Annotated in this window: 23 protein-coding genes; 15 read left to right on the top strand and 8 right to left on the bottom strand. The window is 30.2% G+C overall.

The genetic code is table 11. The features are described 5' to 3' along the window. Positions 1 to 92: 92 nt before the first annotated feature. From ACWJJ2_RS03545 to ACWJJ2_RS03560, 4 genes are all read left to right on the top strand, one after another. Positions 93 to 233: a hypothetical protein gene (locus tag ACWJJ2_RS03545; RefSeq protein ID WP_462953827.1), complete on the top strand. Its 141-nt coding sequence runs from the start codon at positions 93 to 95 to the stop codon at positions 231 to 233. A gap of 309 nt (positions 234 to 542) precedes the next feature. Continuing rightward, complete coding sequence (locus ACWJJ2_RS03550; RefSeq protein ID WP_216303454.1) at positions 543 to 1,499, top strand: ROK family protein; 957 nt, start codon at positions 543 to 545, stop codon at positions 1,497 to 1,499. A 28-nt stretch (positions 1,500 to 1,527) separates the two neighbouring features. Beyond that, positions 1,528 to 2,385, top strand: a complete 858-nt coding sequence (locus ACWJJ2_RS03555) for a DegV family protein (RefSeq protein ID WP_462953828.1) — start codon at positions 1,528 to 1,530, stop codon at positions 2,383 to 2,385. 58 nt (positions 2,386 to 2,443) lie between these two features. Beyond that, the gene (locus ACWJJ2_RS03560) at positions 2,444 to 2,758 is read left to right on the top strand and encodes a hypothetical protein (RefSeq protein ID WP_462953829.1); all 315 of its coding nucleotides are present in this window, start codon (positions 2,444 to 2,446) and stop codon (positions 2,756 to 2,758) included. A 114-nt stretch (positions 2,759 to 2,872) separates the two neighbouring features. Here the strand turns inward: ACWJJ2_RS03560 and ACWJJ2_RS03565 are convergent, their stop codons facing one another. Next, the gene (locus ACWJJ2_RS03565) at positions 2,873 to 3,259 is read right to left on the bottom strand and encodes a hypothetical protein (RefSeq protein ID WP_216303457.1); all 387 of its coding nucleotides are present in this window, start codon (positions 3,257 to 3,259) and stop codon (positions 2,873 to 2,875) included. A gap of 201 nt (positions 3,260 to 3,460) precedes the next feature. Here ACWJJ2_RS03565 and ACWJJ2_RS03570 point away from each other — a divergent pair, with 201 nt between their 5' ends. Then, positions 3,461 to 5,470, top strand: coding sequence for a YgiQ family radical SAM protein (locus tag ACWJJ2_RS03570; protein ID WP_216303458.1), 2,010 nt, complete (start codon positions 3,461 to 3,463; stop codon positions 5,468 to 5,470). Positions 5,471 to 5,517: 47 nt separating this feature from the next. On the opposite strand, the gene ACWJJ2_RS03575 is transcribed toward ACWJJ2_RS03570, so the two are convergent. Continuing rightward, positions 5,518 to 5,706 (bottom strand): hypothetical protein, encoded by a 189-nt coding sequence (locus ACWJJ2_RS03575; RefSeq protein ID WP_165412840.1) that lies wholly within the window; start codon positions 5,704 to 5,706, stop codon positions 5,518 to 5,520. A gap of 287 nt (positions 5,707 to 5,993) precedes the next feature. Between ACWJJ2_RS03575 and ACWJJ2_RS03580 the strand changes: the two genes are divergently transcribed. After that, a complete protein-coding gene (locus ACWJJ2_RS03580; protein ID WP_216303459.1) occupies positions 5,994 to 6,473 on the top strand; it encodes a PIN domain-containing protein in 480 nt (159 codons plus the stop codon). 67 nt (positions 6,474 to 6,540) lie between these two features. On the opposite strand, the gene ACWJJ2_RS03585 is transcribed toward ACWJJ2_RS03580, so the two are convergent. Then, complete coding sequence (locus ACWJJ2_RS03585) at positions 6,541 to 7,128, bottom strand: protein kinase (protein ID WP_216303460.1); 588 nt, start codon at positions 7,126 to 7,128, stop codon at positions 6,541 to 6,543. 186 nt (positions 7,129 to 7,314) lie between these two features. Between ACWJJ2_RS03585 and ACWJJ2_RS03590 the strand changes: the two genes are divergently transcribed. Continuing rightward, the gene (locus ACWJJ2_RS03590) at positions 7,315 to 8,313 is read left to right on the top strand and encodes a LacI family DNA-binding transcriptional regulator (RefSeq protein ID WP_165412804.1); all 999 of its coding nucleotides are present in this window, start codon (positions 7,315 to 7,317) and stop codon (positions 8,311 to 8,313) included. A gap of 278 nt (positions 8,314 to 8,591) precedes the next feature. Beyond that, entirely contained in the window at positions 8,592 to 10,484 is a 1,893-nt protein-coding gene (pulA, locus tag ACWJJ2_RS03595) for a type I pullulanase (protein ID WP_462953830.1), read from the top strand. A gap of 165 nt (positions 10,485 to 10,649) precedes the next feature. Here the strand turns inward: pulA and ACWJJ2_RS03600 are convergent, their stop codons facing one another. Then, positions 10,650 to 10,832: a hypothetical protein gene (locus ACWJJ2_RS03600; RefSeq protein ID WP_165412806.1), complete on the bottom strand. Its 183-nt coding sequence runs from the start codon at positions 10,830 to 10,832 to the stop codon at positions 10,650 to 10,652. Positions 10,833 to 11,514: 682 nt separating this feature from the next. Next, positions 11,515 to 11,730, bottom strand: coding sequence for a YwbE family protein (locus tag ACWJJ2_RS03605; protein WP_165412807.1), 216 nt, complete (start codon positions 11,728 to 11,730; stop codon positions 11,515 to 11,517). A gap of 245 nt (positions 11,731 to 11,975) precedes the next feature. Between ACWJJ2_RS03605 and ACWJJ2_RS03610 the strand changes: the two genes are divergently transcribed. The 3 genes from ACWJJ2_RS03610 to ACWJJ2_RS03620 all read left to right on the top strand — a co-directional run bounded on the left by ACWJJ2_RS03610 (position 11,976) and on the right by ACWJJ2_RS03620 (position 14,439). After that, positions 11,976 to 12,605 carry a hypothetical protein gene (locus ACWJJ2_RS03610; RefSeq protein ID WP_462953831.1) on the top strand — a complete coding sequence of 210 codons (630 nt, stop codon included), beginning with the start codon at positions 11,976 to 11,978 and terminating at the stop codon, positions 12,603 to 12,605. Between the two features lie 238 nt (positions 12,606 to 12,843). Then, positions 12,844 to 13,002, top strand: a complete 159-nt coding sequence (locus ACWJJ2_RS03615) for a hypothetical protein (protein WP_165412809.1) — start codon at positions 12,844 to 12,846, stop codon at positions 13,000 to 13,002. A 288-nt stretch (positions 13,003 to 13,290) separates the two neighbouring features. Further along, positions 13,291 to 14,439: an aminotransferase class V-fold PLP-dependent enzyme gene (locus ACWJJ2_RS03620; RefSeq protein ID WP_216303464.1), complete on the top strand. Its 1,149-nt coding sequence runs from the start codon at positions 13,291 to 13,293 to the stop codon at positions 14,437 to 14,439. Between the two features lie 23 nt (positions 14,440 to 14,462). Here ACWJJ2_RS03620 and ACWJJ2_RS03625 read toward each other — a convergent pair whose 3' ends face one another. The 3 genes from ACWJJ2_RS03625 to ACWJJ2_RS03635 form a co-directional block, all read right to left on the bottom strand. Next, on the bottom strand, positions 14,463 to 15,125 hold the full coding sequence (locus ACWJJ2_RS03625) for a DUF4489 domain-containing protein (protein WP_462953832.1): 663 nt from the start codon (positions 15,123 to 15,125) through the stop codon (positions 14,463 to 14,465). A gap of 153 nt (positions 15,126 to 15,278) precedes the next feature. Next, positions 15,279 to 16,037 (bottom strand): hypothetical protein, encoded by a 759-nt coding sequence (locus tag ACWJJ2_RS03630; RefSeq protein ID WP_216303466.1) that lies wholly within the window; start codon positions 16,035 to 16,037, stop codon positions 15,279 to 15,281. Positions 16,038 to 16,274: 237 nt separating this feature from the next. Further along, positions 16,275 to 17,048, bottom strand: a complete 774-nt coding sequence (locus ACWJJ2_RS03635; protein WP_462953833.1) for a hypothetical protein — start codon at positions 17,046 to 17,048, stop codon at positions 16,275 to 16,277. A gap of 242 nt (positions 17,049 to 17,290) precedes the next feature. On the opposite strand from ACWJJ2_RS03635, the gene ACWJJ2_RS03640 reads away from it, so the two are divergent. From ACWJJ2_RS03640 to ACWJJ2_RS03655, 4 genes are all read left to right on the top strand, one after another. Next, entirely contained in the window at positions 17,291 to 18,826 is a 1,536-nt protein-coding gene (locus tag ACWJJ2_RS03640; RefSeq protein ID WP_462953834.1) for a hypothetical protein, read from the top strand. 106 nt (positions 18,827 to 18,932) lie between these two features. Continuing rightward, on the top strand, positions 18,933 to 19,205 hold the full coding sequence (locus tag ACWJJ2_RS03645) for a DUF3343 domain-containing protein (RefSeq protein ID WP_216303469.1): 273 nt from the start codon (positions 18,933 to 18,935) through the stop codon (positions 19,203 to 19,205). Between the two features lie 468 nt (positions 19,206 to 19,673). Then, entirely contained in the window at positions 19,674 to 21,083 is a 1,410-nt protein-coding gene (ltrA, locus tag ACWJJ2_RS03650; protein WP_462952630.1) for a group II intron reverse transcriptase/maturase, read from the top strand. Between the two features lie 139 nt (positions 21,084 to 21,222). Continuing rightward, a complete protein-coding gene (locus ACWJJ2_RS03655; RefSeq protein WP_462953835.1) occupies positions 21,223 to 22,737 on the top strand; it encodes a YncE family protein in 1,515 nt (504 codons plus the stop codon). Positions 22,738 to 22,764 lie beyond the last annotated feature (27 nt).

Consider the following 22,764-nt stretch of genomic DNA (forward strand, 5'->3'; position numbering starts at 1 on the left):
TTCGCAGGAGATGATTTAACTCCAGTTCTTGTATAAAAATAACGTATAAATATTTTTTTTATGGCAACCATATTATAGAAAGAGGTGGATACATGGCTAATAAACTTAAAACTACTAATAAACAAATGGCATCTTTAGGAATCAGGAAAAATGAAGTAGGTGATTATGAATATATAAATCCGGATGAAAAAAATAATTCAAAATATAAATCTGTTAAACAAGAGCCCAAGTAATTTAAAATTACTTGGGTTCTTTTTTAAATTTACAAAGTAAAAATACGTATATATGGTATAATTTATTCATATACAAAACCAAACCAATTTTAAAAATATTCACTACTAATCTGTCTGAAACTGTTTAAATTGATATCTTTCTAAGCCTTTATGAATATAATGTCAAAGCATATTGGAATAAAAACGATGAAAATTTAATTATTTTTTAGTTTGATGGCGAATACCTTTAAATGAAATTTATGGTTTTAAATTGAATATATATTTATTAAATAAAAGAACTGTAGCAGAGGCTATGAAAGGAAGAAGTATATGTATATAGGTATTGATTTAGGAGGCACTAATATTGCAGTTGGCATCGTTGATGATCAAGGAAACATAAAGTATGAAAAATCATGTGCTACAAGAGTGGGGAGGGACCCCAATGAGATAATAGAGGATATGGTAGTTCTAGTTTTAAACACTTTAGAGGATTTCAATATGCCACTAAAAAGAATAAAGGCGATAGGTATCGGTATTCCGGGCTTAGCTGATAAAAATGGGAATGTAATATTTTGTGTGAATCTTGGATGGAAGAATGTACATTTAAGAGAGATGTTGGGAAATGCACTTAATAAACCAATTTATATAGATAATGATGCTACGGTGGCCGCACTTGCGGAATATGAGAATGGCTCAATGAAGAATTGTAAAAGTAGCTTGATGCTTACATTAGGAACAGGTATTGGTGGGGGAATTATTTTAAATGGTGAAGTATATAGTGGATTTAATGGTATAGGCTCGGAAATTGGACATATGGTTGTTGGTGAAAATTTTTACAATTGCAATTGTGGAAGAAATGGTTGCTTAGAAACCTTCGCTTCATCTACTGCTATAATAAAACATACAATAAAACTAATTGAGGAAATGAATGAAAGCACTATAATAATAGAAAGGGCAGGAGGGAATGTTAACAATATAGATGCAAAAATAATATTTGATTGTGCTAGAGAAGGAGATATAATAGCAAATTTAGCAGTGAATCGCTTAGTGAAATATCTAAGCATAGGAATACTTAATATAGTCAATTTCATTGATCCAGAAATAATAGCATTAGGTGGCGGTGTTGCAGGGGCAGGCCAATATCTTTTGGATAAGGTTATAAATGAAGTTGCAGCGAACAAGTCTTATTCTGAATTACCTATTGCTAAAATTGTTTTAGCAGAACTAGGTAATAAAGCAGGTATAATTGGTGCAGCGATGATTGCAAAACATGGAACTATTGAATAAACATTAAAATAAGAAAGGTGAAATTAAAATGAGTAAGATTGCACTTATTACGGATAGTACTTCTGATGTTGATAAAGAAATGATTGAAAAATACGATCTATTTGTACTTCCTCTAAGAATAATATATAAGGATAGAGAGTACATTGACAGGGTAACTATTACCCCAAAAGAAGTTTATGATAATTTCGTATATGAGATCCCCTCAACTTCATTACCTTCAATGAATGATATGGAAGACTTGTATTTAAAGCTTGAAGCGAAAGGATATACACATGCCATTGCAGTAGTAATATCTGAAGCGTTATCAGGCACATATAATACATTGAGATTGGTAAGTGAAAATCATCCATCTATAGAAACCTGCGTTTTTGATTCTAAATCATTAACTATTGGCGAGGCGGCAATTGTTGAAGAATGTGGTGAAATGATCAGCTGTGGAAAAGGCTTTGAGGAAATTGTAAAAGATCTGCCTGAAATAAGAAATAGAATCACTGTTTACTATGCGGTGGATACACTAAAATATCTAACTAAAGGCGGTAGAATTGGAAAAGTTTCCGGTACCATAGGGGAAATTTTAAACATAAAACCAATAATATCAATTAATAAAGAGGGCGCATATTATACTTATGCAAAGGCAAAAGGAAAAAAGAAAGCTACAAGTAAACTTGTAGATATTGCAAGAGAAGCTCTTGCAATATCGCCTTGTAAAGTTTGGATTATGCACGGTGGCGCTTATGAAGAAGCAAAGATCTTTTCTGACACAATTGCTGGTCTTCAAAATATTACAAGATTATCCTTTGGAGAAATTAGTCCAGTGGCTGGAGTTCATACAGGGCCTGGATTACTTGGACTTGTGATAGTAAAAGAACGCCTCACTAAAAACTAAATAAATATATATAATTAATAAAAATACATTTTAAAACAGAAATTACTAAGGAGTGGTTATGTTGGAAATTCAAGATATAATTTCAGGAGATTTTTCTGCATATCCTGAAGAAACACAAATTTTTATGAAAAAATATACTGAAAAGCTACGAGAAAATATAAAAGAAGAATTAATAAAGGATATATCATATAAGATGCTTAAGGATATAGATAAAAGTAAAGATTATTTCATAAGTGTTTTAACTGATATATTGGACAATGGATATAAGGGCTTTAGTAAATTGTCTACTCAGTCACTTATAGACACATATTTAGAACGTAAAAATGAAGAAGACTTTTTTATTTTGTTAGAAAAAGTTAATGAACAAGTCTAATATTATAATCACTTTTAAATTTTCTATAAAACATAAAGTCCATTAAAATCTTAAGGTTTTAATGGATTTTATGTTTTAATATGAAAAGGTTTATTTTCAAAGAATAACAGCGCTTTAGTACTTAATTGATAATTCTCCACTTAAAATTGTGTCTTTAACTTGGTTCCAAGTAGCCTCAATTAAAAGATTTACTTTTAAGCTTGTTTTATAATTAAATGAAATCTCTTTATCATGTACCACATGATAATTTTCATAAACCACTAAATTTTTTCTAGCTTTATCTTTAATTTTAATTGTCCATTCTCCCGTTTCAGGCTGAAAAATTTTTGCTGTAATCATTAAAGTTGACCAAAACGCGGTGCTTACCCCAGTTTCGTAAAAGCCTTTTCCATCATGAATACTTATTTCAAAAGCTTGTTGAATATTGTCACTGCTACTTGTTGCTGCTTCTTCTGTTAATTCAATATTTTCATTTTTTATATTATTAATTAACTTTTTCATATATTTTCTCCTTTTTATTATTCTCATCGAATGTTAATTTTCTAAGATAAATTCATTATATTTTATTATACGTAAGTATATAAGAAATGTTATTATTAATGTTATTTATTATTTTCAAAGAATTAAATAGTAAAGAATGATATAATTATATTTTAAATTATATATTGAGATTCACGATTAAAGCAAAAGAAGGTGGAAGTAATGAGTGATAATAAATATTTACCTATTAGTAAGAAAGATATTATAGATAGAGGTTGGACTGAATTAGATTTTATTATAGTTACTGGTGATGCTTATGTAGATCATCATAGTTTTGGAACTGCAATCATTTCAAGAGTTCTTGAAAGTGAAGGTTATAAAGTAGGAATAATAGCTCAACCTGATTGGAAAGATATAGAGGATTTTAAAAAATTAGGCAAACCAAGGCTTGGATTCCTAGTTAACTCTGGGAATATGGATTCTATGGTTAATCATTATACAGTAAGTAAAAAAATAAGAGAAAAAGATATGTATTCCCCTGGTGCAAAGATGGGCCTAAGGCCTGACAGAGCAACAATAGTTTATTGTAATAGAATAAGGGAAGCATATAAAAATGTTCCTATTGTTATTGGAGGAATAGAAGCAAGTTTAAGGCGCTTCGCACATTATGATTATTGGAGTGACAAAGTAAGGAAATCTATGCTAATTGATAGTGGAGCTGACCTGTTAATATATGGTATGGGAGAAAAACAAGTCGTTAAAATTGCAAAAGAATTAAATGAAGGTGTAGATATAAAATTCATTACTCAGGTACCTGGAACATGTTATGTGGTAGATAATATTGAAAATATATGTGACTACATTGAAATAGAATCATATAAAGAGGTCTGCAGAGATAAAAAGAAATATGCACAAGCCTTTAAAATACAATATGATCAGCAAGACCCTATTAGGGGAAATGGTATAATTCAAAAACATTCTAATAAGTATCTTGTGCAAAACAAACCAGAAATGCCCCTTACTAGAGAAGAATTAGATACTGTTTATGGCCTGCCATATGAAAGAAATTATCATCCTATTTATGAAAAGCTCGGTGGAATACCTGCTATAGAGGAAGTTAAATTCAGCTTAGTTAGTTCAAGAGGATGTTTTGGTAGCTGTGCTTTCTGTGCCATAACCTTTCATCAAGGCCGAATTGTGCAAAGTAGAAGTCAAAATTCAATAATAGAAGAAGCAATTCAAATTACAAAACTCAAGGATTTTAAAGGGTATATTCATGATGTAGGAGGGCCTACCGCTAATTTTAGGCGACCTGCATGTGATAAACAATTAAAAGTAGGGGCTTGCATAGATAAGCAGTGTTTGCATCCAAGCCCTTGCAAGAATTTAAATGTTGATCATATGGAGTATTTAAATTTACTACGATCGCTTCGAGAATTGCCGGATATTAAAAAAGTTTTTGTGCGTTCAGGGCTGCGTTATGATTATATTATGGCAGATAAAAATGACACCTTTTTTAATGAACTAATTAAGCATCATGTCAGCGGCCAACTAAAAGTTGCACCAGAGCATGTTTCTCATAAAGTTTTAAAATTCATGGGGAAACCAGCAGGTAAAACTTATGATAAATTCAGGGAAAAATTTTATAAGGCTACTGAAAAAATTGAAAAAAAACAATATCTTATTCCTTATTTAATGTCTAGCCACCCAGGATGTACAATAAGTTCAGCAGTAGAACTAGCAGAATACCTTAGGGATACTAATTACCAACCTGAACAAGTTCAAGATTTCTATCCAACTCCAGGAACACCATCAACAACCATGTTTTATACGGGACTTGATCCAAATACCCTTGAAGAAGTTCATATACCTAAAACTAAAAATGAAAAAGCTATGCAAAGGGCATTGCTTCAATATAAAGATCCTATGAAATATGATTTAGTATTATCAGCTTTAACAGAGGCTAATAGAGAAGATCTCATTGGTTATGAACCTAAGTGTTTAATAAAACCAAGAAGCAAAAAAAATAAGGAACATTTAAATAACACAAATATAAACCCAAAACAACAAAATGGCAAAGATAAAGGGAAAAATATAAAAAGTAAGAGCAAAGATACTCCGATAGATAAAAACTTTAAAAAGAAAAGTAAGCCCCTAAGCACCCAAGACAGAGCAAATTATGGAAGCAGACAAGATAATAAAAATAAGGCAAAGAACAAAAAAAGAAAATAGAACGTTATAATAAATACCTACATCCACGCCGTGGATGTAGGTATTTATTACAATTCTGTTTTAACTATTTTGCTTATACTTTCTTCTTCAACCAGTTCACTTTTACTGAAACCCTTTTTAAAATATCTGATTTGCTTATATTTAATTCCATTCATTTCAAAATCTAAAACATCAATTCTGTCGCCTTTGTAAATAACAGCCTTTTTATTACCTTTTAAAAATATGTGTACTTCCATAGTTTTATTTATTAGCTGCAAAGCAGCTACTCCTTCCTATTTATTTTTGATTTATTAAGGCTTTTGTTTAAGCATTTTCAAAATTATATATTACTATTTAAATTATAATGCCATTATTTATATTTATCAAGGTTAAGAAGCAACAATTTAATAGAAGCTAGGACCTTCCTTCTGAAATGTCGTTAACCATTTAATTATTAATGAATATAATATAAATAAAACTAATGATTCAGATATCTTTTTATTAAAAATTCAATATAGACTTACTTAGAAAAGGAGATAGTACAATGATTTGTAAAGAGTATTTGTTGGATACCAATATAATTATAAAAATGTGGAATAAATATCCTACCTTGCTTGATACTATTGAAAATATGAAATGTATTAATTTTAAAATATCTGAAGATATAGCTGGAGAATTATCAGTGAAAGAGTATGTAAAATTCAATGAAGACTTTATACTCTCTAATAAATTTTTAAAATTATTAGGACATATAATTACTAATAATGGTCATACTTTTATTGAAGAGTGTGTAGGTCGTGATTTTATTAAATATGAGCAGAATAAAAATATATATTTAGTTAATGGAGATAAAATTTCTATAAATGACTATAGTTTAATTGATATTTGCAAGCAGAATGAAGACTACATCCTTGTGACGGATGATAAAAAACTAATTCGAAGCGCAAAAATTATATTAGATTCTTCAAGGGCAATAAACTTTCAAGAATTTCTAGATGAGTTAAGAGAATTAAATGTATTATAATAATACACTAATATAAGAGGCTGCTCCTTTAGTGGATTACAGCCTCTTATACTATTTTGATGTTCACTTATTTAATGGTTTCTTCTAAATACTGTTTGAATTTAAGATTCCACAACTTATAGATTTCAGGATTTTCATCACTAACTGTTGATAAAAATTCATCAACTACACCTAAGTTGTTTAGGCCTTTCATTAGATGTCTGGGGTAAATTACATTTTTAGAATAATTGTTTTTAGGATCGATTACATTAATCGAAAAATCATCCGTTAAGTATAAATCTTTACACCTAATATCTAGTCTTTTAAATTTAAGCTTCTTAAATTCTGCAATAAGTTTGATTATGTTGAGTGATATTTTTTTGTTTATACCATGCTTCTTGATATACTTATCTAACCGCTCTCCGCATGCATAATCTCGTACAATGTAGTAGGCACCATGTTCATAAACTTTAGGGAAGTATTTACTTCTTCTAGTTTTTATGAGAATATTATATTCACCCTCACAAACTTTCTTATCTTTAAAAATTTTAATTACTTTTTTGCCTGGAAGTAAATAAACTATTCCATTATGACCCGAACCTAAAAATTCTGATTTTCTAATCATTTTTTCAACCCTACTATTTAATTGAATATAATAATTTTTGTCCTCATTCATATTAGCATCTTCTTTATAAGAGATATTACTATATTATATGATTAAGTCCTGTAAATATTTCCTGAATAAAGATGAATAATATAGGTATTTCATTAATAAAAATAAACTAAGCTAGCCTTGATTAATATTATGTTTAATAATATAATGAGCATAGAATATTTTTAGAAATTAGGAAGTGAAGTTTTAATGTCTGTAACTATAAAAGAAGTGGCTAAGCTAGCCAATGTATCGCCATCCACAGTTTCAAGAGTAATTGCGGATAATCCGAAAATTAGTGACGCCACAAAAGATAGGGTTTATAAAGCAATGAAGGAAATAAATTATCATCCTAATGCGATAGCTAGAAGTCTGGTCAGCCAAACAACAAAGACTATAGGGCTTATTTTACCTAATACTGATGAAGATTTATTTGTTAATCCTTTTTTCATTCAAGTTATGAGAGGAATAAGTCACTATGCTCAAAAAAAAGGATATTATATCATGTATGCTTACAGCAGCAATGAAGATCAAGAGGTTGAATACATATCAAGTTTAATGAATAGTAGAAGAGTTGATGGGATTATTTTACCAACAGTAAGGAAGGATGACAAATGTGTTGCTTATTTAAAAGAAGCAGATTATCCTTTCGTAGTAATAGGTAAACCCGAGAGTACCGAAGGGGTCTTATGGGTTGATAATGATAACTTTAACGCTATGTACAATGTTGTTAATACGCTTATACAAAAGGGTGAGAGAAAAATTGCATTTATAGGAGGTTCTCCTATGCTTAATGTAACTATAAATAGATTAGAAGGTTACAAGATGGCTCTTAAAAATATCGGAGTGGAAATAGACGGAAATATGGTACAATTAGGAGAGTTTACAGAAATTAGTGGTTACAATGCTATGAAAAAAATTTTAAATACCTCTACCCCTACAGCTGTTGTCACTACTGATGATTTAATTGCCTTTGGTGCATCCAAAGCTATAAGTGAAATGTCAGAGCGTCATATTTCAATTGTTGGATTTAACAACACGCCACTCGCAGCTTATAGAAAGCCCTCGCTATCTTCAGTGGATATTAATTCTGAAGAATTAGGCTATTTTGCAGTTAAGCTGTTAATAAACAAATTAGAAAACGAAAAAGAGTCAATATACAATTATATTATTGAGACAAAATTAGTTGAAAGGGAATCAACTAAATAACTATAACTTTTTAGGATTATTTTTCATGCGTACTACATATTATGAATAAAGAATCACTTACTCTGTTTTATACCTATGCAAACGCATGTCCTATTTCATAAAATGTCTAACAGCATTTTACAATAAAGTCCGTCATTTTTATATGTGGGTGTTTATTGCCCTAGAAAAAAAGAACTTCAGTTGGAGTATAAATATCCTCCTGACGCCGTTAGTACATCTTAAAAAAGATGTACTGCTCTGCAGGTGATGATTTAATGGATTTTTAAGGAGAGAGATTGATGATGATAAAAGTATTAGAAAACCCAGAATTCACATACTATGGGAATGATTTAGGCGCAGTTTATACTATTGAATACACCACATTTAAGGTTTGGGCACCTACTGCTCAGAAACTTGTAGTAATAGTGTATGAAACTCCCGATGATGACTTAGGACAAAAATATGAAATGAACAAGGAAGAAAAAGGAGTTTGGGAATTTAAACTTAAGGGTGATTTTAAAAATAAATACTATAATTATTTAGTATCAGATGGTTCCGAGGAAAAGGAAACACCAGATATATATACTAAAGGATCAAGTGCTAATGGTGAAAAGGGTATGATTATTGATTTTACTTCTTTAAATCCCCCTAATTGGGATAATCATAAAAAACCTTTACCAATTAATAGAACCGAGGCAGTAATATACGAAATTCATGTTAGAGATTTTTCAGTATCACAAGATTCCGGAATGGAAAACAAAGGGAAATACTTAGCGCTTTGTGAAAAAAACACCAAAACTTCAAAGGGTGTTGTTACAGGACTAGACCACCTTAAAGATTTAGGAATAACTCATGTTCATTTGATGCCTGTTTTTGATTTCAAAAGTGTGGATGAAACTAAGGGTGGATATAATTGGGGATATGACCCTTATTTATATAATGTTCCAGAGGGTTCTTACGCTACGAATCCCTATGATGGTACTGTGCGAATTCGCGAGTTTAAGATCATGGTTCAAACTTTGCATGAAAATGGCATCAGCGTAATTATGGATGTTGTATATAACCACACTTTTACAACCGGTAACTCACCAATGGATATCTTGGTGCCTGGCTATTATTATAGAACAGATGGCGAAGGCAACTATACTAATGGTTCAGGCTGTGGAAATGAAACAGCGTCAGAGAAACCAATGATGAGAAAATTTATAGTTGATAGTGTTAAATTCTGGGCACGAGAATACAAGATAGATGGTTTTAGATTTGATTTAATGGCGCTTCATGACATTGATACAATGAAAGAAGTAACGCTACAAGCAAAAATTATTAATCCGAATATTATTATTTATGGTGAACCATGGACAGGGGGAACATCATCATTACCATCTTCTATGCAGCTTAGAAAAGGTAGCCAAAAGGGTATGCAAGTGTCTGTATATAATGATGCTCTAAGAAATGCAATTAAGGGAGATAATGATGGTATCCAATCAGGGTTTGTAAGTGGTAGGGTAGGCCTTGAGGTAGAAATTAAAAAGGGGATTGTTGGTGGCATTCAATATAACAATGAAATATATGATTTCTCGCAAGATCCTGGAGAAACAATAAACTATGTAAGTGCTCACGATAATTTATGCTTATATGATAAATTTGAAAAAAGCAATTCTAATAATACTCCTTTGGAAAGAGAAAAAATGAATAGATTGGCTTTATCTATAGTCCTTACATCTCAAGGAGTGCCTTTTATTCAAGGTGGAACAGAAATACTAAGGACCAAACAAGGAAATCATAATAGCTATAACTCTAGTGATGCTGTGAACGAAATACTATGGAGTAGAAAAGCTGAGTTCCCAGAAACCTATGAATATATTAAAGGGCTAATCTCTTTAAGAAAAAGCCAAAAAGTTATGACCTTAGACAATGCTTGTGAAGTAAGAGAATCCTTGATATTCCTTGATTCGCCTCGCAACTGTGTAGCTTATGAATTAACTTCCCCATTCAAAGATGGTTATAGTAAATTAATTATAATTCATAATGCTAACAAAGAAGAAATAAAAATAATTTTACCAGATAGTAAAGAATGGTCTATTATAGCAAACGAATATGAAGTTGATAAAACAGGGGTAAGTAGAGGCATTAAAACTTGTATTAATGAGGTAAGTGTACCTTCTCTTTCTACCTATATATTATGTAAATAATCATTAAAAAGAAAACCTAAAGGTTGTCTTGTTGGATAACCTGAAAATACGTAAGTTTATAATTAATATATACAAAAAACCTGCATCCTTATAGAAATGCAGGTCTTTGTATTTTATTCCAATTCATATGAAGAATTATTCATTACTTTGATATATCACCAAAACCTAAGGCTCTATCTCAATATAAGCTATTGCTTTCTTATTAAACAAATATTTTTTACCCATAGAATTAACTTCATGAGGCCTGGAGTTTTCAAAATTATAAAACCAACTTTTAAACAGATCACATTCAGATTGTTTTAAATCAAATAGTTCCGTATCACCGCTAATAAAAGAAATCGTTAACATTATAAACACTCCTTTTTAATTACATTCTCTCTACTAACACATATTCTCTACTTAAAAGAAATTTCCTCTATTTATAGCATTATTTATTTTAAAATATTCATTAGAGATTAAGAACTTGGTAATACTCCATAATATAACTTTAAAGTAAAAACTTATAAATTGTATTTTAATAAAAAAAAGAAACCTACACTAGAACGTCAATAGTGACAGATTTGCTTTTTTGTTGTTAGTCTAAACATTCTAAACATTCATTAATTACATCTTCTGTAATTTCAACTAGTTCGTCTTTTCTCATATAAACACCTCCTTGCTATTCTATGAGAGCACATGAAACAAATATTAATTGCTTTGCTTCCTTAGAGTGATTTGAAATACCGCTAAAACAAATTAGGATATGTTATAAGCGTTATCAGTACGTTATTCAACATAATTTTAATAAGGGATTCATTAAGAAATTTCAGAGTGAAAAGGGTAAGAATTTAAGAATTGGAATTTTAAAATTCAGGTCTTCTCTTTTGCTAAGTGTTTTAATGATCCGACTTTGCATGTATTTGCAGATATTCTATTTTTACTAGGTAACTTTATTATTATATATCATTTCGGTTAGAAATGCAAGGGTATGATCTATAATAAAAGTTAAAAGTCAATTTACAATAGTAAATTGACTTCAAACTATTAGTTTTTATTTTGATATAATGGCTTGGACTCTTCCTACCTGGCCATCTTCTAGCATAACTTTTATACCTCTTGGGTGTACTGCAGAGTTGGTTAACAACCTTTTTACTACACCTCTGGTTAGTTTAGTTGTTCTTTGGTCTTTTTTTAATACAACGTCTACTGTAATACCTATTGGTATATTATTTCTTATTTGTCCTCTGTTATCACTTTGTGTATTCATGAGTTTGTAGTCTCCTTCATTAAAATTACTTTAAAGTATATTTTTAATCTAGTAAAAATCGTATTTTTGTAAGCTTTACATACAAATAATACCCTAATTACCTCTTACTTGTCAAAATATATTTCAACCTGTTAATTCTTCAATGATTAGAATATAAACTAAAAGTATAGAAGGGTAGACGAATAAATTTAATTTGTAAGGAAACTATATTGTAGAAAATACTTTTTTAAAAAGGAGAAATAGGAATGCTAAAATCGTTACTATTCATACCTGCTAATCTTATAAATCCAATTATATCCTCTGTATCCATTATAATTGGCGCTATTTTAGGCGGCGTTTTTAGTTGGTTCATAAATAAAAATTCTACTAATATTGCAATTGAGAGGGAAAGCAAAATTGAAAAAGCTAATAGAGAGCATCAGAAGCAAAGTAAATCTTTAAGGCTCAGTGAATATGCTGCTATTATTCAATTAGATATATGTACCACTTTATTTCAAAGTTTAAGAATGTTGAAAGAAATTGATGGTAAGAATAAAATTAGTATTTATCCTATACCTATGAACTTTAAATATGCTGAAGCTATTGTAGCTTTAGATAAAATTTTCAGTTTAAAAGAAATGAGCTATATTTATCAATTATATGGAATTATAGAAAAATTGAATAATGATATAAAAGGGTATCATTGTGATGAAATACATTATACATTAATAAAAGGAGATTTTGAGACGTTTATTAAAAAGATTTACGGAAACAATTTCTCAAAAGCATTAGCCTTTGATATCGATAAAGCAACCTATGAAAATTTGTATGATAATGAAATTATAAAACCAGGATATAAAAATGTACTTATTAAGTTAAACAGAATTACTTATTAATTGCTATGTATATGAAAATCTAAAAATATTTTACAGACTAAATGGCATTTTAATAAAAAAGTACTGTTATCTTTCAATATTATATTGAATTTTTACAAGAATTGAGATAAACTGATTAGTAGGGAAAACAACAAGTTGAGTTTGAGTGTAGAAAATAAAAATGTAGAGATTATGAATTGAAACATAAATTCTATAGGATCTAACATTCTTTGATTTGATGCCAAAGGAGGAAAAATTTATGTCAAGTAATAATATTGAAATGATGAAAAAACTTATCGAGGAAAAGAAAAAGAAAAGTTCTGAGCAAAGTGGTCTTTCAAGAGCTGATAAAGTAATCGGAAAATCAAAAAAAGCAGCAAGGAGCACTAAAAAAACTGGCGGTTTATTTGATAAATAGGATTATATTATTAATGGGATCTTGTTTCGATAATATATTTATACGATAATACTAAAATTAAATTAGTAATGGTTAAAATAAATGAGCTCTTATTTTTAGAGGCTCATTTTTTGTGTTATTATTTTAATACATTAGTTTAAAATCCAATTTGAAATTTACAAATGGAGAATTGTCGTTAAAAATTAGATAAGTAAAAAAATTAACACTTTATTAAGCATACTATTAAGTATATCAAAATATTTATACTATATAAAGAATAAAACGCTATATTCAAAATAGGAGGATTTTATGATATATCTTGATAATGCTGCCACAAGTTTTCCAAAGCCTGTGGCAGTTTATTCCGAAGTGTTAAGATGCATGGAGAATTACGCTGCAAATCCTGGTAGGGGTTCGCATGATATGGCAGTTGAGGCTTCATCTAAAATTATGGATACCAGGCAAGAGATAAGTGAATTCTTCAACATCCCTGATTTATTAAATATTATTTTTACATGTAATGCTACCCAGGCTCTGAATATAGGTATAAAAGGAATATTAAAGTCAGGAGATCATGTTATTAGCTCAATAATTGAACATAACTCAGTTCTTAGACCATTAAATTATCTAAGTGAAAAAGGGATAGCATTTACCCTTCTTGGTGTAAATGAAAATGGATATTTGAATATGAATAATTTAAAAAGAAAAATACGTAGAAACACAAAAGCAATAATAATAAACCATACTTCCAATGTATTAGGAACCGTTCAAGATATAAGAGCTATAGGGGAAATCGCGAAACAATCAGGAATAATATTCGTAGTTGATGCATCTCAAAGTGCTGGTGTTATCCCAATAGATGTAGTACGAGATAATATTGACTTATTAGCTTTTCCGGGTCATAAAGGATTATATGGTCCCCAGGGAACAGGAGGCTTATATATAAGAGAAGGGATTGAGCTGGATTCGTTTATTCAAGGTGGCACTGGAAGTGAGTCCTTTTCTATGAAGCAACCTGACTTTTTACCTGATAGATTTGAAAGTGGAACCTTAAATACGCCAGCAATAGCAGGCCTATGCGCAGGTATAAGGTTTATTAGAAAAGTCGGAATAGAAAATATAAGAAAACATGAGATAATGCTCGTAGAATATTTAGTAAAAGAATTGTGTAAATTATCTTATGTTAAAATTTATGGAGGATGCGATTATAATAACAGAGGAGCTGTAGTTTCTTTGGCTATAGACGATATTGATGTTTCTGAAGTGGGATATTTCTTAAATAAAAAAGGAATAGCTGTGAGAACCGGGTTTCACTGTGCACCACTAATACATGAAATACTTGGCACAAATCGTAAAGGCACAGTTAGAATAAGTCCAGGATATTTTAATGATTTAGAAGATATTGAAAAACTTATTAAAGCTTTAAAGGATATACATGAAAAAAGGCCCTTTTTATAGAGCCTTTTTTATCTGTTATAGTACTAGCAGCAATGACGTTTGTTTTCTGCTACTAAAACTGAAAGTGTTGGATTGTTAAAAGTGATGCTTGCGGGCTTACGATCATCACCGGGTGTGCCCGTAGTAGTTGACTGTACAAAATAGGTGCAGCATTCGGAATCACAATCACAATCACAATCACAATCACAAACGATAAAAGTAACAATATCATGCTTCATTAATTGGAAATCGTCTGAAGGATTTGATAAATCAAATATCCATTCAGGTCCAACTTCGGTTGCAACTCTATCACGTTTACAAAGCTTAAATAGTTGGAATCTAACAGTTACACTTGCCATTTTTTTATCATTACCTTCATCATCTGCTTTTGGTAGTGTAGAAAATATATTGGTTGAAAATTCAAACTTAAAGCATGGATTACAAAATCTTTCAGTATTTATACTAAGAGTAGCAAGTCTTTTAGTAACTTCATCATCAGTTGCTGCTGCCACTGATGCTGCGGTTCCAGGCTTACACTTTAATAAAATTTCAGCTTCATTTTCTCTATCCCTATCTCTATCTCTGTCTCTTTTACAACATTCCTCTTTTTCTCTATCTCTGTCTCTTTTACAACATTCCTCATTTTCTCTTTCTCTTTTAAAGCAATCCTCTTTTTCAGATTTACAATGACATGACATTGAATTCATATATTAATTCCTCCTAAATTTTAAGTCGTTATATCTAGTAAAAGAATTCTAAATGTACTGTTTACGAGGTCGGATATCTTAGAATTCTCATATTACAATATATGAGATAGGCCTATAAATGTTCTAATTATTCGTAATTTTTCTAGAATTTACTTACTCATCATCTTCACATTCATCATCAAATAAAGGTCTAAGCTTTTGATCTGGGAAGAATTTTGGAACTGGTGCGCGATCAAATTTTTCACAAGCATCTTCTTCACATTCTTCTTCGCATTGACAAGGTACAGGACAATAACCATATGCAGGAATTAGTAATTGAACAATTAGTTCACATTTTACAATAAGATGGAATCCTAAAGTTATATCTAAAAAACTATGACAGTCATCATCTTTACAAAAAACTCCATCTAAACATTCTGCTACCAATTCAAGTTTTATAATTTCAGAATCAAGATCCTCTGATTTACCAGGCATAAAGCTAGCAGATATTTGGGCTATTGAATCTGGGCAATATAGTTTCGATATAACCTCTGTACGATTAATTTCAAAAAACTCGCATTTAGTCTCTCCATTACAATTTATATAATCTGCATAAAATGAAATTCTAAAGCAAATTAATACTTTCTTGTAACTAGGATTTTTCTTTAGTGGGATTTTCTCTACCGAAATAAGTTTAAGTTGAAAATCCCTACATCCTGTAAATATTTTCGGGTTACAAAGGGAGTCGCTTCTTAATTCTTCATCTGTATCCACCGTATCTTGTCCGCAAGAATAAACTAAACATCTTTTAATTAGGCACTGGTCAAAAACTTTTGGGATTTCAACGCAAACTAGTTCTGATGGATCAGGAAGGTGCCCTTGTTTGTTAATAATACCAGGTCTTGCAATAAACTCTTCACGAGTAATAGCCATAAATTATCCTCCTTTATTATGTTAAGTGATACACTTTTAATTCGTGTTCTCTATATTATAGTATGCAGGTGGTTATAAGTTGTGAATGATATTTTTATTGATTAAAATTTATATATGGAGATTTAGAACTAACCCTGTAAACAATATCAAGCCTCAGTACGTCTACCATTTGTACTGAGGTTTGATTTCAACACTTAAAAAACTTTAGTTGCTTTGTGTTTTTTTATTAGAATTCACTTATTTATCAGCTTCACTTTCATCATCTTCACAGTCATCATCAAATAAAGGTCTAAGTTTTTGATCTGGGAAGAATTTTGGAACTGGTGCGTGATCAAATTTTTCACAAGAATCTTCTTCACATTCCTCTTCGCATTGACAAGGTACAGGACAATAACCATATGCAGGAATTAATAATTGAACAATTAGTTCACATTTTACAATAAGATGGAATCCTAAAGTGATATCTAAAAAACTGTGACAATCATCATCTTTACAAAAAGCTCCATCTAAACATTCTGCAACCAATTCAAGTTTTACAATTTCAGAATCAAGATCCTGAGATGAACCAGACACAAAGTTAGTAGACATTTGCGCTATTGAATCTGGACAATATAATTTTGATATAACTTCTGTACGATTAATTTTGTAAAACTCGCATTTTCTCTCACCGTTACAATTTATAAAATCCGCATAAAATGAAATTACAAAGCAAATTTTTACTTTCTTATAATTAGGATTTTTCTTTAGTGGAATCTTCTCTACTGAAATAAGCTTTAGATCAAAATCCCTACATCCTGTAAATGTTTTTGGATTATCAAGAATGCCACTTCTTAATTCAGCATCTGTATCTAGCGTATCCGGTCTGCAATCATAAACTAAACATCTTTTAATCAGGCACTGGTCAAAAACTTTTGGAATTTCAACGCAAACCAGCTCTGATGGATCAGGAAGGTGTCCTTGTTTGTTAACAATACCGGGTCTTGCAATAAATTCATCACGAGTAATAGCCATAAATCATCCTCCTTTTATGTCAAGGGATACACTTCTAATGCGTGTTCTCGATATTATAGTATGCAGGTATCCAGGAGGTGTGATTGGTATACTTGTTTAGTAATACAAATAGTTCCTAAGTGTTAATTTTAAATTATCTATTACTATATTATGTAAATACTTTATATATGGCCTTTAATATTAATTTTTAGGTCATATATTACTTTGGAATAAAATATAATTTCTATAAGGAGATGAGTAATATGAGGATATGTAGTCCATGTTTATTTTATGATAGTGAAGATCATATATGGAGCTTCTATGTAAATGATGATAGGAATTTAATGTACAGTATTATGTATGATGAGAATAAATGGACTAAGGAAAACAAAATTGACAATGAAGTTATTGATTTTACCGTTAATTTTGATATAGATAACAAAATTTACATTATATATAGTGTTGGAAATAGCGATCTTAAGTATTGCGAATGGGAACAGAATAAATGGTTTGGAAAAACCATTTATAGTTTTGAAAATGAAGGCTATGAGATGACTGAATTAAATGTTATTACAATTGGTGAACAAATGCATATATTTTTCATTGGTAAAAATAGCATAAAGAGAATCCAATGTTCTTTAATGCATTTGTGCTTAAATAAAAATGAAAGTTTATTTAATACAATAGATACCATACCATTTCTAAAAGAGGTTTTCTGCCATTACCAGGTACAAAATTTAGAAAATGGTGATTTATCCCTAGTATTTATTAAGCATGAAAAAAATGAAATAGTAATTAATTTCACAGAATACAAAAACAATAACTGGAGTATTCCAAGAAGATTATATGGTATTATCGGCAATAGTATTAATTTTTGCACATTATTATATGTAAATAAAATAAATATAATAAATCTGTCTAAAGAGGGATCATTGTATTTTATAGAACATGTATTAATTGAACCTGATGGAAAAATGAAAAGCTATAAAATTCATGAAGGTTGTGATAAGCCAACTAATTTATCGCTAGTTGAAATTAGTGGAGTCCTTTGGTCGATATGGAGTGAAGGCAAAAACATTCTAACTTCTTCATATAAAAATCAATGGAGTGAACCCAATAAAGATTACACCCAATTAAACAATGAAATTTCACTGTATAAATTTTTATCTTTAAGTAAAAAGCATAGTAATATACAGTGTAAATATATGATAGGAACTAATCCTCCTGAAATAAATTTATTATTACCTCATTACAAAGATAATGACTCTAGAGATGACTTTCCAAAACTAAATAGTGTAGCTCCTAAAACTAAATTAGATTCTAATGTGAAAAAAAACAAACTAGATATTCAAGAAGAGATTTTAGCTCTAAAAAAAATTAACAAAGATTTAGAAAAAAAACTAATAGATTTACAAATAAAATATCAGCAAAAACTAAGAATTCTAGCGGAATCAGATAATAATTTCTTTAAGATTTCAAATGCAAAGAAAAAAGCTGAAGAGAAATTAAATATAATAGCTGAAATACAACAAACTTCTATAAAAAAATTAGAAGTAATGAAAATAGAAAAAACATCTACGGACAGAGTAATAAATGAGTTAAAGAATAAATCAGAGCAACTTACTAATGAATACGAAGGGTTGAAAAAACAGAAGATGTTCAAAGATATTGTAGTAAATGAATTGAACAATAAATTAGAGCAACTAACTAGTGAAAAAGAAGGTCTGAAACAAGATCTAAAATATGAAAAAAACATAGGAATTGTAGATAGAATTTTAAAAAAAAGACCGGTCAGATAGATATCACATTAAGAAGATATTTTCATATTATGGATTGGTCTACTAGTTTATCTATGATACAAATTAATTTATAAACTTGATTAGCTATAAGGGAGATGTTCAAGCTATGAAGGTAGAAGTAGTAGAAAGTGAATATTTAGTTGTTTACCCAGGTCATAATGTTGCAACACTTTTGTACCAAAGGCTTCTAAAAAAATCTTGCAAGGTTGAATTAGTATCAACCCCAACAAAAATATCCTATGGTTGTAGTCTATCCATCAAATTCAAAGAAGTCTATATGAATATTGTTAGCGATGAAATTCGAAAGATTAATATAAAAGCAAAAGGTGTGTACAGAATCGTTAAAAATGGAAAATTTGATAGCTACGAAAGGGTCTAGTTTGTATCCAAAGAAATTATTAGGATTTGGAATTTCCAAATCCTTTATAATTGTGCGCCCGGCATGGGCGCAATCTAATGGGTGAAAGTCCCTAGCACGGGTTAATAGTGCCAAGTGCATAGCTTAAGACAAGGGTGTCCATCGTGAGATGGAATCTGAAGGAAGTTGGCGGCCAAACTCCGGTCTGACGAACAGAAACTACATATAAGGCATATGCTTGTGGGTAAGTTTGCAATACAAAACGAAGCCCAAAACTATTCGAAACAAGTGGTGTAAATGTAGCAGATAGATGGAGTGAAAGATTGCGTTCTTACCCGGGGAGATCTGATAGGTAAGTTGTGGATATGAATTTAGAAATAACAACCCATACAGTGATGTATGGCTGAACTATCAGAAGTCAGCAGACGTCATAGTACCATGCAAAACGCGTTAGCGTGGGAAGGACTGAACAATAGGAGGTTTGGAATTTTGAAGGATACGAGAAAATATGATAAAAGCAGACAACTTCATAAAGAAGGCTCTCTACGAGAGAATAGAGTGGAACTCGAAGGTAATGTAGAAGTGCATAGTATTTCCTCTATGTCAGAAGAAGGAAGAAACGATGTGAATGAATATGATAATGGTTTACTCGAGCAGATATTATCGAGAGATAATATGAATAAAGCATATAAAAGAGTAAAAGCCAATAAAGGAAGTCATGGGATTGATGGTTTGACAGTAGATGAACTTCTACATTATCTAAAAGAGCATGGACAAGAATTAAGGCAATCATTATTAGAAAGTAGATATAGACCTCTAGCCGTAAGAAGGGTAGAAATACCAAAACCTGACGGTGGAATTAGGCTACTTGGAATACCTACTGTATTAGATAGAGTTATTCAACAAGCGATATCACAAACTCTAATACCAATATATGAAAAGAAATTTTCTGATAATAGTTACGGTTTTAGACCTTTAAGAAGTGGAAAACAAGCTGTTGAAAAATGTAGGGGATATATTAATGCTGGACATACATGGACGGTGAATATAGACCTTTCTAAATACTTTGATACGATAAATCATGATAAATTAATAAGGATACTATCGGAAGATATTAAAGATAGTAGAGTAATTTCTCTGATACGAAAGTATCTACAAAGTGGAGTGATGATAAATGGGGTATTTATGAATACAGAAGAAGGAGCACCTCAAGGCGGGCCTTTGTCCCCATTATTAAGTAACGTAATGTTACATGAACTCGATGTAGAACTAACAAAACGAGGACTAAACTTTTGTAGATATGCTGATGATGCGAATATATACGTCAAAAGTGAGAAATCAGCAAATAGAGTAATGAAGAGTATTACGAGATTTATTGAGGAAAAGTTAAAGCTTAGAGTGAATAAAGAAAAGAGTACAGTAGATAGACCTTGGAAACTTAAATTTTTAGGATTTTCATTTTACCGAGCAAAAGGTGAATACAGAATGAGAGTTCCTCAAAAACCTATAATCAAATTCAAAGCAAAGCTAAAAGAATTAACTTCAAGAAGTAATGCGATGAGCATGAAATATAGGTTTATGAAACTTAAGCAAGTGATAGTTGGATGGATAAATTATTTTGCTATTGCAGACATTAAAAGTATTCTTAAAACACTTGATGAATGGTTAAGGCGAAGAATTAGAATGTGTTTTTGGAAACAATGGAAAAAGATTAAAACAAAATATGGGAACCTTGTTAAATTAGGAATACCAAACAATAAAGCTTTGCAATATGCAAATACAAGGAAAGGCTATTGGAGAACATCCAATAGCCCTATATTAAACAAAACATTGACCAATAAATACCTTAAAAATATAGGATTAGTTTCTATATCTGAGACATATTTATTAAAACATTAATTTCTATTGAACCGCCGTGTACCGAACGGTATGCACGGTGGTGTGAGAGGTCGCTAAATAAATTAATTATTTAGCTCCTACTCGATTTAGCATATTTTCTATCGTTAGAGCATATTTTCTATTAAGAAAGATAAAGGGTGTGATTGAAATAGCTGAAAATATTAGAAAAAGTTTTTATTTTGTTTCAAACGTTAAAACTGGAACCTTAACTATAATTGATAGTCTTTGCAATACTATATTAAAAGAAATATCTGTAGGGAAAAGCCCATTTAGATTAGCCTTGAAAGATAACAATACCATTGGCGTTGCTTGTGATATGAGTAATACTATCTCATTTATTAACTGTATTACTGGTGAAATAAAAGAAAATATTATTCCCAATAATGGCAACTTTCAAATTGATACCATAAACAAAAAAATATACATTTCAAATACTTCTGAAGTAACTGTATATGATATAAACTTAGACAATTTAATAGGTCGCATTAAAGGATTGTCAGCAATTATTGATTTAAGACTTAATAAAGAAGGGACTAAACTATATGTATTAGATACATTACTAAAGGAATTAAGAATTTATAGTACAGAAAATTATGGACTTATACATTCATTTAAAAACTTAGGTATAAATCCAACTTATCTTTTAATATCCGAAGATGATAAAACTGCATACATTTCAATGCGAAATACTATATTAAAAATAGATATTAACTCAGAAAAATTTACTGATTTAATTTTACCTAAGGGATCATTAATTGCTGGAATGATCTTAAAAGACGCTACCTTATACGCATCAAATTTTGGACTAAACAGAATAGAGTTAATAAATACTAATACTAATGAAGCATATGATTTTATTATTACCTCAAAACCTGAACCTACCAGACTTTTTATAACTGACGACAATACTAAGCTCTTGGTAGCTAACAGAAACCGTGAAAATCATGGCGGGATTGATATAATTGATTTAAAATCTAATTCTGTAATTGGTTCAATTCTGATGAATACACTTAATAGCCAGCCCTATGATGTTATTTCACTGAGACTTCCTTATACATATGTTCCACCAGCTGCAATAACTAATCTACAACCAGGCAATCAGATAATAACCATTATAGCAAAAAAAATATTTGCATCATACAATGAAAATCTTAATTTCCCTATCATAAATATAAATTTACCTAAAAATATAAATTCTTCTTATATTTTTGAAAAAATAAAATTTGAACCTGGTATTATTGTAGAGCATTCCGAATTTAGAAGCCTTTTATCTACAACATCTGGGTTCGCAAGTATTAAATTTATTGAAAGAGTTAATTATATAATTGATTATCTTGAAGACAACAAAAATAGCAGTATAAATGGATTTTTTGAAAAACCTATAGAAGTTTTTTTAGATATTCCTAAAGACCGTGAATTAAATGAATTTCAACTCAATATTAAAACAATCACTGAGCTTACAGATGCTCCAAAAATTCTTCAGAATGTTATAAGCTTTGGTGTAACTACTTTGATGGAGTTAAATATAATAGGTGACGATGAAATATCTATTATTAATTCGAAAGAAACCCCTGATAATGTGGAAGAGCACTTCGAAGCATTCGATGGTTTTAGCGGCTCAATTTTTCCAGATGACACAGTGTTTACTCTTTAAATAAACATGCCAACATATTTATTCTGC

The sequence above is a fragment of the Clostridium sp. CM039 genome, assembly GCF_055081075.1.

Bases quoted from the DNA above. Each gene is read 5' to 3' on its own strand.
- ACWJJ2_RS03605 (WP_165412807.1), bottom strand. From the start codon at position 11,730: ATGAATACACAAAGTGATAACAGAGGACAAATAAGAAATAATATACCA.
- ACWJJ2_RS03615 (WP_165412809.1), top strand. From the start codon at position 12,844: ATGTCAAGTAATAATATTGAAATGATGAAAAAACTTATCGAGGAAAAG.
- ACWJJ2_RS03620 (WP_216303464.1), top strand. From the start codon at position 13,291: ATGATATATCTTGATAATGCTGCCACAAGTTTTCCAAAGCCTGTGGCA.
- ACWJJ2_RS03610 (WP_462953831.1), top strand. From the start codon at position 11,976: ATGCTAAAATCGTTACTATTCATACCTGCTAATCTTATAAATCCAATT.
- ACWJJ2_RS03575 (WP_165412840.1), bottom strand. From the start codon at position 5,706: ATGGAAGTACACATATTTTTAAAAGGTAATAAAAAGGCTGTTATTTAC.
- pulA (WP_462953830.1), top strand. From the start codon at position 8,592: ATGATGATAAAAGTATTAGAAAACCCAGAATTCACATACTATGGGAAT.
- ACWJJ2_RS03640 (WP_462953834.1), top strand. From the start codon at position 17,291: ATGAGGATATGTAGTCCATGTTTATTTTATGATAGTGAAGATCATATA.
- ACWJJ2_RS03580 (WP_216303459.1), top strand. From the start codon at position 5,994: ATGATTTGTAAAGAGTATTTGTTGGATACCAATATAATTATAAAAATG.
- ACWJJ2_RS03590 (WP_165412804.1), top strand. From the start codon at position 7,315: ATGTCTGTAACTATAAAAGAAGTGGCTAAGCTAGCCAATGTATCGCCA.
- ACWJJ2_RS03585 (WP_216303460.1), bottom strand. From the start codon at position 7,128: ATGAATGAGGACAAAAATTATTATATTCAATTAAATAGTAGGGTTGAA.
- ACWJJ2_RS03625 (WP_462953832.1), bottom strand. From the start codon at position 15,125: ATGAATTCAATGTCATGTCATTGTAAATCTGAAAAAGAGGATTGCTTT.
- ACWJJ2_RS03550 (WP_216303454.1), top strand. From the start codon at position 543: ATGTATATAGGTATTGATTTAGGAGGCACTAATATTGCAGTTGGCATC.
- ACWJJ2_RS03545 (WP_462953827.1), top strand. From the start codon at position 93: ATGGCTAATAAACTTAAAACTACTAATAAACAAATGGCATCTTTAGGA.
- ACWJJ2_RS03560 (WP_462953829.1), top strand. From the start codon at position 2,444: ATGTTGGAAATTCAAGATATAATTTCAGGAGATTTTTCTGCATATCCT.
- ACWJJ2_RS03635 (WP_462953833.1), bottom strand. From the start codon at position 17,048: ATGGCTATTACTCGTGATGAATTTATTGCAAGACCCGGTATTGTTAAC.
- ACWJJ2_RS03645 (WP_216303469.1), top strand. From the start codon at position 18,933: ATGAAGGTAGAAGTAGTAGAAAGTGAATATTTAGTTGTTTACCCAGGT.
- ACWJJ2_RS03570 (WP_216303458.1), top strand. From the start codon at position 3,461: ATGAGTGATAATAAATATTTACCTATTAGTAAGAAAGATATTATAGAT.
- ACWJJ2_RS03555 (WP_462953828.1), top strand. From the start codon at position 1,528: ATGAGTAAGATTGCACTTATTACGGATAGTACTTCTGATGTTGATAAA.
- ACWJJ2_RS03600 (WP_165412806.1), bottom strand. From the start codon at position 10,832: ATGTTAACGATTTCTTTTATTAGCGGTGATACGGAACTATTTGATTTA.
- ACWJJ2_RS03565 (WP_216303457.1), bottom strand. From the start codon at position 3,259: ATGAAAAAGTTAATTAATAATATAAAAAATGAAAATATTGAATTAACA.
- ACWJJ2_RS03630 (WP_216303466.1), bottom strand. From the start codon at position 16,037: ATGGCTATTACTCGTGAAGAGTTTATTGCAAGACCTGGTATTATTAAC.